The 8,494-nt window shown below is 33.0% G+C and carries 10 protein-coding genes; 6 read left to right on the forward strand and 4 right to left on the reverse strand.

Annotated features, from left to right (window positions below):
- Positions 1-156 precede the first annotated feature (156 nt).
- Positions 157-522, reverse strand: coding sequence for a DUF4870 domain-containing protein (locus tag CD128_RS04715; RefSeq protein WP_103328905.1), 366 nt, complete (start codon positions 520-522; stop codon positions 157-159).
- A gap of 174 nt (positions 523-696) precedes the next feature.
- Here CD128_RS04715 and CD128_RS04720 point away from each other — a divergent pair, with 174 nt between their 5' ends.
- From CD128_RS04720 to CD128_RS04725, 3 genes are all read left to right on the forward strand, one after another.
- On the forward strand, positions 697-1,656 hold the full coding sequence (locus CD128_RS04720) for a helix-turn-helix transcriptional regulator (RefSeq protein WP_103328906.1): 960 nt from the start codon (positions 697-699) through the stop codon (positions 1,654-1,656).
- Between the two features lie 62 nt (positions 1,657-1,718).
- Positions 1,719-1,871, forward strand: a complete 153-nt coding sequence (locus CD128_RS11805; RefSeq protein WP_167797477.1) for a hypothetical protein — start codon at positions 1,719-1,721, stop codon at positions 1,869-1,871.
- A 219-nt stretch (positions 1,872-2,090) separates the two neighbouring features.
- Complete coding sequence (locus CD128_RS04725) at positions 2,091-2,954, forward strand: poly-gamma-glutamate hydrolase family protein (protein ID WP_231917263.1); 864 nt, start codon at positions 2,091-2,093, stop codon at positions 2,952-2,954.
- Between the two features lie 48 nt (positions 2,955-3,002).
- Here CD128_RS04725 and CD128_RS04730 read toward each other — a convergent pair whose 3' ends face one another.
- Positions 3,003-3,335: an SdpI family protein gene (locus tag CD128_RS04730; protein WP_103328908.1), complete on the reverse strand. Its 333-nt coding sequence runs from the start codon at positions 3,333-3,335 to the stop codon at positions 3,003-3,005.
- Positions 3,336-3,589: 254 nt separating this feature from the next.
- Here CD128_RS04730 and CD128_RS04735 point away from each other — a divergent pair, with 254 nt between their 5' ends.
- Positions 3,590-4,672 (forward strand): CapA family protein, encoded by a 1,083-nt coding sequence (locus tag CD128_RS04735; RefSeq protein ID WP_103328909.1) that lies wholly within the window; start codon positions 3,590-3,592, stop codon positions 4,670-4,672.
- 127 nt (positions 4,673-4,799) lie between these two features.
- Here the strand turns inward: CD128_RS04735 and CD128_RS04740 are convergent, their stop codons facing one another.
- A complete protein-coding gene (locus tag CD128_RS04740; RefSeq protein WP_103328910.1) occupies positions 4,800-6,440 on the reverse strand; it encodes an alpha-keto acid decarboxylase family protein in 1,641 nt (546 codons plus the stop codon).
- A gap of 148 nt (positions 6,441-6,588) precedes the next feature.
- On the opposite strand from CD128_RS04740, the gene CD128_RS04745 reads away from it, so the two are divergent.
- The gene (locus CD128_RS04745; RefSeq protein ID WP_103328911.1) at positions 6,589-7,038 is read left to right on the forward strand and encodes a MarR family winged helix-turn-helix transcriptional regulator; all 450 of its coding nucleotides are present in this window, start codon (positions 6,589-6,591) and stop codon (positions 7,036-7,038) included.
- 58 nt (positions 7,039-7,096) lie between these two features.
- Here CD128_RS04745 and CD128_RS04750 read toward each other — a convergent pair whose 3' ends face one another.
- Positions 7,097-7,723, reverse strand: a complete 627-nt coding sequence (locus CD128_RS04750; RefSeq protein ID WP_103328912.1) for an FMN-dependent NADH-azoreductase — start codon at positions 7,721-7,723, stop codon at positions 7,097-7,099.
- A 223-nt stretch (positions 7,724-7,946) separates the two neighbouring features.
- Here CD128_RS04750 and CD128_RS04755 point away from each other — a divergent pair, with 223 nt between their 5' ends.
- Positions 7,947-8,048 carry an SE2200 family small protein gene (locus CD128_RS04755; protein ID WP_103328913.1) on the forward strand — a complete coding sequence of 34 codons (102 nt, stop codon included), beginning with the start codon at positions 7,947-7,949 and terminating at the stop codon, positions 8,046-8,048.
- Positions 8,049-8,494 lie beyond the last annotated feature (446 nt).

Raw genomic sequence — 8,494 nt, forward strand, 5'->3', positions numbered from 1 at the left:
TATAAGAACAGCGATTATAGCACCAAATGTCATTAAGAAACCCCCTTTCATAATAGCAATTAAAATTATACCAAAAAATTTAGTTATTTTAATATTTAATTTATAAAAAAATGTGAATTCCATTTAATTGAAATTCACATTTTTTGTTAATTAATGTTATTTAATGAGTTGTAAACTAAATGGCACGACATAATCTTCGCCTTTGTTCATGGCGATAATGCCTAAAATACAATAGATCAAGCTTGCGATGACAACAACAAATAATGCTAAGTAACCGATTAATACAATTATTAAGATATAACTAGCGATACCATAAATTGCATAACTAATAGCGTAATTAAAATAATTCTTGCCTTGTTGGTTAATATACTCAGATTCCTCTTTTTTCATTAACCAAATCACTAATGGACCGATAAAACTTGTGAATAAAGATAGAATCCATATCAACATTGCCATGTTTCTATCGTTCTGTGACACTTCGCCAAATGCATGAGGATTTTTAGATTGGTTTTGTAAATTCATTATTCAATTCCCAACTTTCTACGTGTTTTGAACTTCTTGACCTTAGTATATCCAAAAGGCGCGACAATTTTTGTCGTTTTTTATAAACATGCATCTTACATTTTTTAAAGAGTTATAGTTTAATTAAATAGAATTATTGAAGAACGCTTTTTGAAAAAATAAAGGGGAGATACCATGGCAAAAGCGACGGATATGCTTGATTTATATTTTAGATTCATGTCAGGCGAACGCTTCACTAAAGTACAAATTGGAGAAATCATTGGCAAGAAATCAGAACGCACAGTGCAACGTTACATTGCGAGTCTGAATGACTTTTTTGATACGAAACAAGAAACAGAACATTTAAGAATTGTCATGAACCATACTGATCGTAAATATGAAATGACACGCTTGGATAATGAAACATTTGATGCTACACAAATCTTAGCAATTTTAAAAATACTGATTTCAACAAGAGGATTATCTGAAGAGGAAATACATCTTATTATTAATAACTTAACGAACCATATTACAGAAGAGAATCAACGCATTATTGAAAAAGCGATTCAATCTGAATTAGTTCATTATGAACCTATGAACCATGGTGAGCCATTATTAAATAAAATATGGGATATTAACTTACTAATTCAACAAAATAAAACAATTAAGTTCGAATATTTCAATGCGATGAACCAAGGACGTCTTCATACCATTAAACCAATGTACATTACATTCTCTGAACTTTATTTTTATTTAGTAGGTGTAAACGATAAAGAACAGGTTCTCATTTTCAGAATAGATCGTATTCAGGAATACACGAAAGTTGAAAATAAATTTAAGGAACCTAACTCACCTTACTTTAGAGAGGGCGCTCTGAAGCAACGCATTTACTTTATGTATGGCGGTGAATGGAAGAAAGTTAGATTTGAATTTAACGGAGGCATTATTGAATCAGTGTTAGATAGATTTCCAACTGCGCGTTTATTGAAAAAGGACTACGCTAACAATCGTTTTGAAGTTGAAATCGAGGTTATAGGCGACGGTATCCTAATGTGGCTATTGTCACAAGGCGCAAGAGTGAAAGTATTATCGCCTAATAGTTTAAAAGAAAAACATATCGCTGAAGTGAAAAAGATGATGGCTAACTATGAGTAGACAAAATTTGTCTATGCAGTGGGTTATTATATGTAACAAATAAGTCGAGCGGAGGCGTTCCTATGATTAAATTAGATAACGCAACTAAGAAGATAGCGATTAAAGCTTTATTAAAACCTCAGTTTTTACGAAGTCCCGAAGAACATGCTTTGGCTGCGATGTATAGTCGTTCTATATGGATAAAAAAATATAAAGGTAAAAAGTATTTAATATAGATTATATACGTATTGATAAATAAATTGTAATAACTATGGTTATTTTTTGAGATAATAAGTCTTAAGGATGATTTCAAATGGGCGAATACTTTCTATATTAATTAATGAAGATATGGATGTGTATGACATTTAATTTACGGCTATCGTCCAAAATTAATTATTGATTGTAGAAGGGAAATGTTTAATTTGAGAAAGACAGATGCACGCAATTCCTCGTTTTTGAAGAAGTGGGCGGTCTTGGTAGTCAGTGTATTAGTAATAGTTTTAGTGGTTGGCCTTTTCCATAAGCCAGCGGAAGCGACAGAGGATAGTCATCAAGGCGTACCACATAACAAGGAGGCGAAGCACAAGTTACCTCATCCTCTCAATCATGAGAATGAGAAGGGGAAAGAGTCGAATATTAATTTGGAGCCTGCTACGCCGATTATACCAGAGGTTCCGCATAAAGATCACTTTCGTTCGATGACGCAACTCTTTGCGAATAGTAAGGAAGGTGTCGATTGGAAGAAGGAAATTAAGAAAACAAGCAGTGACGTCATCATTGTTGCGCCTCATGGAGGTAATATCGAAAAAGGTACAACCGAATTAACAAAAATGGTGGCGAATCATAATCATTATAACTATTATTCGTTCACAGTATTAAATCGCCAGAATCCCGAAAAGTTTCATGTGACTTCTTCACATTATAATGATCCGACATTACTTAATATGGTGAAATCAAAAGACTTTGCTGTATCAATTCATGGTGCAAAAGGGGATAAACCGGTCATTTATTTAGGCGGTTTAGATACCGAATTAAAAGAAGCGATTAAACAACAATTGTTGAAAAAGCATTTTACAGTGAAAATTGCCCCGTCTTATTTGGGCGGCGATTTGAAACAAAATTTTGTAAATCGCGATTTTAAAGATAAAGGCGTGCAATTAGAACTGACGACTGCGTTCAGAAAGTCACTTTTTATTAATGAAAATATGTCACCTAAATCTAGAGCAAATAAGAAGAACTGGTCACCAGTGATGTATAAATTCTCAGATGCATTAGACAAAGCAATTAAGAAAGTGGACGATTCAGGTAAAGATGGATAATATAGAAGACTACCGGCATGGTAGTCTTTTTTGAATTAGTTAAGAAATTTATAATCTTTTTTCTACTTTAAAATAGATGATAAATAAATACCATATTGTAATAATAGTCTCAATGATTAGTAAAATATAAAATAGATTATTTCTATGAGAAATTCCAGTTATAATTTCAAGTATTAGAGCTAAAATTCCACTCACAATGACTATAGGTAAGTATTTTAAAGTGTATTCAGAGAATAATTTTTGAGCTTTTCTCCAATTTTCATCGTTTTTAAATGCTTTTTTAGTACGATATCCATATAATAAATTTTTTTCTTTTGGTGGAGAATGTTTGAAGATATATCCAAAAATCCCCATTATAATGCATAGGGGCAATAATAACATTATGTAAACTCCCTTTAATTACCGATTTTTTCTAATTATAACATTACTTATTATCTCTTCATTGATATTGAATTGAATATAAATTAGAGGTATTTTAAAATTAATAAATAGTATTATATGAGTAAACTTTTAAATATTGTTCTGAATATAAAAGAGGCTGTATTTCCATTTCATCAAGAAAGAGGCGTTTTCAATTGTTCAAGTATTACTTTAGTTGCATTGCTCTTTTTATAATTTTTGTGGTAATAGGCGGGATGGCATTAGCTACAGATACTAGTGAGAAAGCATCGGTTGTGGCGGTCGGGGACAACCTCATTCATCCTGTCGTGTATAATGATGCACAACGACAAGATGGTTCTTTTGATTTTACTCCGATGTATCAACACATTAAGAAGGACATTCAACAACCTGATTTAGCTTTTGTGAATCAAGAGTCACCACTTGGTGGAGATGATCGACCATTTTCAGGATTTAAGCAGTTTAATACGCCAAGTCGAATTGCCCATGATGTTGTGAATACTGGCTTTGATATAATTAACGCTGCGAATAATCATGTGCTCGATCAAGGTGATGAGGGCGTTCATAATAATATTCAAACTTGGAAGCATTATAAAAATAAGGCATTGTTCACTGGCGTTTTTGATTCGGAAAAGGAAGCACAAGGTATACATACGATTACATCTAATGGTATTAAAGTGAGTGTGCTAAGTTACACATACGGTACGAATGATATGACTTCAAAATACCCTTATACAGTTAAAATGTTTGATGAACAAACGATTAAACGTGATATACGCAAAGCTAAGAAAGAAAGCGATGTTGTAATGGTATCAGCACATTGGGGCAACGAGAATCACCTACAACCAAACAAAACACAGCAAAAGTATGCGCAACTCTTCGCTAATGAAGGTGTTGATGTCGTGATAGGTACACATCCCCACGTGATACAACCCGTTAAATGGGTTAAAAGTCAGACATCTTCTCATAAAACACTCGTGGCTTATTCGTTAGGTAATTTTCTGAATGGGCAATATGGAGGCAATGAGAATAATCAATTATTAGGACGAATTAACTTCGATATTGTGAAAACGCCTAAAGATGCGCATGTGGAACATGTGACGTGGACGAGCATGGTTAATCATTATGAGCAAACTAATCCTCATAATAAAAACACACGTCAAAACTTCCGAATTTACAATTTAGATGATTACAATGAGCAACTTGCTCAAAAACACGGTTTACGATATGACCCACAAAGCGAATGGAATATTCACCATCTTCAAGATGTCACAAAACAGGTTATAGATGACCAATTTTTAAATGAAAAAAGCATGTAATACCTCATACAAAAACTTCATACTAAACACAAAAAGCTAATGTGCATGAGACAAATCTTCTTATCTCTACACATTAGCTTTTCTTCATTTAAGTGTTAAATCGAACGTTCACGCAACGCTCTTCTAACTATTTATTTTGTTCTGCGAAGGCTTTTGAGATGTCACGTAATTTTTCTGGTGCGTCATCCCAATTCATTCTTACTTCAGTAAAATGCATTTGATCTGGAGCATCATTAATTTCGTCAAACACACGTTTCAAGTCATTTGATGTTTTAACATCATGCACTGCTACATTATCTCCACCAAACACTTTAGGTAACGCTTTGTAATCCCACATACGAATATCGTTGTAAGGCTCTTCCATACCATGGATTAAGCGTTCTACTGTATAACCATCGTTATTGATGACAAAGATGATTGGTTTAATGTTGTGACGAATCATTGTTGATAATTCTTGAACTGTTAATTGTAATGAACCGTCGCCGATTAATAAGATGTTACGGCGTGATGCATCGGCCATTTGTGTACCTAATGTTGAAGGTAAAGTGTAGCCGATTGAGCCCCATAATGGTTGTCCAATAAATGACATGCCTTGAGGTAGAGCTAATTCATATGATCCGAAGAATGATGTACCTTGTTCAGCGATTAAGATGTCATCGCCGCCAATGAATTCTTGCATCATTTTGAAGTATGTTTCTTGAGTTAAAGCATCGTTAGTTAATTCGTAATTGCCTTCTTCTGCTTTTTTAAAAGTAGGGAACGTACCGTCATAGTGATAGTCTAGATTATTTAAATCAGCTAATAAATTAGGTAATGTGACATCTTCTTCAACAATATTACCTAATTTAAAGTGACGATGGTTAAGCATGATGACTTCATCAACATCAAATTCATATGCGAAACCTGCTGTTGCTGAGTCTGTTAATTTCGCACCAATATTTAAAATAACATCACTATTATTCACGTAATCTTTGATTTCTTCGTCGGCAATTTTACCATCAAAGATGCCAATGTAGTGTTCATTCTCTTCATTAAAAGCACCTTTACCTAATGATAATTGCACAACTGGAATATTCGTTTTATTTACAAAATGTTCTAATTCATCATGTAAGTGGAAACTATTAATTTCATGACCTGCGATAATGACAGGTTGTTTCGCATGATTTAATTTATCTGCCACCATATCTACATAGCGACTTAAATCTTGTTTAGGTGTAAGTGCTACTTCATATGGATTGCCGATTTCAATTTCTTCCATTGCGACATCGATAGGTAAGTGAATGTGCACTGGACGACGTTCGCGAAGCGCCGCATTAATCACTCTAGGAATTTCAATTGTCGCATTCTCAGGTGTAATGTACGCTTGTGCTGTAGTAATAGGTTCAAACATTTTGCGATAACTATCGAACTTGCCTTCACCAAGTGAATGGTGGACGTATTTGCCAGCATTTTCAACGGCTCTTGTAGGCGCACCAGTTAGAGCGATAACAGGCACACGTTCTGCATAAGAACCTGCGATACCGTTCACGGCACTTAATTCACCCACACCAAATGTAGTTACGAGAACGCCAAGTCCATGAATACGCGCATAACCATCAGCTGCATAACTACCATTTAATTCATTTGTAGTACCGATCCACTCTACGCCATCATGACGTACAATGTCATCTAAGAAAGCTAAGTTGAAATCTCCAGGAACCCCAAAGATTTTATCCACGCCTGCTGCATGTACTGCATCCATTAAATATTGTCCTACACGTCGTTTCATATTCATTCCACCTTTTTCTATATTTAGAATACACTTACACTATAATCTGTACTTGAATTAAAGTCAACAAACTTGACCTTTTAATGACCTTTTTTTGAAAATTGTTTATAATATGGATAATAATTCCCAATATAAAGGAAAGAAGCCTATGGATAGTAATAAAAAAGATTATGAACATATGTTGTTTTATTTCGCATACAAGACATTCATCACCACCGCTGATGAAATTATTGAAAAATATGACATGAGTCGACAACACCATCGATTCCTATTTTTCATAAATAAATTACCCGGCATTACAATTAAACAATTATTGAAAACATTAGAAATTTCAAAACAAGGTTCTCATGCGACATTACGTAAGCTAAAAGAAGAAGGATTAATTATTGAACAGACCTCAGAGGAAGATCGTCGCGTTAAACAACTTTTCCCAACACCTAAAGGAAGCAAGCTCATCGACAAGTTAAATAAAGCCCAAGATGATTTAATGCAAAGCACCTTTCAGAAAGTTGGACGCGATTGGTACGCTATTATGGAAGAACTCGCTAACCGTCGCGAAGGCTTCCAAGACATCCAACATTTAAAAGATGAAAAATAAAAACACGATACTGATGAATAGTTTATTCATGGGTATCGTGTTTTATCTAATGTAGAAATTAAAATGTTTTAGCTAATTCTTTAGCTTCAGCAATTGAGGCTGCTTTAATTTCTTCTGTTTTTTCAGGTTCAGCATTGTGACCTTCAATAATAATTGTTTCATATGAAGGTACGCCTAAGAATGTCATAATATTTCTTAAGTAACGATCGCCACTTTCAACTTCAGCAGCTGGACCTTCTGTGTAGTAACCACCACGTGATTGAATGTGTAATGCTTTTTTATCAGTTAAAAGACCTTGAGGACCTTCAGTTGTATACTTGAACGTTTTACCAGCAATTGAGATCGCATCGATATATGCTTTCAAAACAGGAGGGAATGATAAGTTCCACATTGGTGATACGAATACATATTTATCAGCTTCTAAAAATTCATCTAGAATTTCGCTTAAACGATTTACTTTTTGTTGTTCATCACTAGTTAATTCATCACCGTTACGTAATTTACCCCAACCAGTTAACACATCTTTATCAATCATAGGAATATCTTCTTTGAATAAATCGATGTGTTGTACTTCGTCGCTTGGATGATTTTCTTTATAAGAGTCTACAAATGTTTTACCAGCAGCCATTGAATTAGATGCTAATTCATCTAAAGGGTGTGCTGTAATATATAATAATTTAGTCACAATAGTTCTCCTCAAAAAATAATTATTTCGAAATCGATATAAATAATATATTCGATTTTCAAATTATTGCAATACTTTTAGAAAAAAATCAGTCCAATGGGGTATATAATTTGCTATGCAATCTTTAAAAAAGACATCAAGTCAGTGTATAATATAGATGTATTTAGATTCATTACATATAAAAGAAATCTAATCAGTGTAGAACCTTAAAGGAGTGATAGACGTGAGAGGATTATTAATTACATTAGTTTTAGGTGTAGCTGCATATGTCGGTTTCAAGAAATATCAAAATAAAGTTAATGAAATGCCTAATATCGAATATTAAAAATAATAAGTCAAGATGTTTTCATATTGAAAATGTCTTGGCTTTTTATATTTTATGAAATATACATAATAATTATTAAATTTAGATTAATTGAAATAAACTCAATTGAATAAGAACGTGTATAAGTTTCTCATAAGGCTAATTAATTTTATTTATATATATTGAAATAATTAATGATTTTCTTTTAAAACGACACATACTGACCGAACAATATTATATAATGACGGGAGGTGCTTATCCAATCATTCCGCTCGGATTAATTGGATAAGAAAAAAGGAGATTTGGTGAAATATGAAAATTTACATGATATTTACACAATCTTAAATGTTATTTCTAAAACTTTAGATAAGATGAACTGTAATGATTTTTTAGAATCATTATAGCAATATATTAGATAATTAATAATTGATTAGATTTCTAAAGTAAAAATCTCAATAAAATACATA

The sequence above is a fragment of the Staphylococcus croceilyticus genome (assembly GCF_002902575.1).
In the GTDB taxonomy this organism is placed as follows: Bacteria; Bacillota; Bacilli; order Staphylococcales; family Staphylococcaceae; genus Staphylococcus; species Staphylococcus croceilyticus.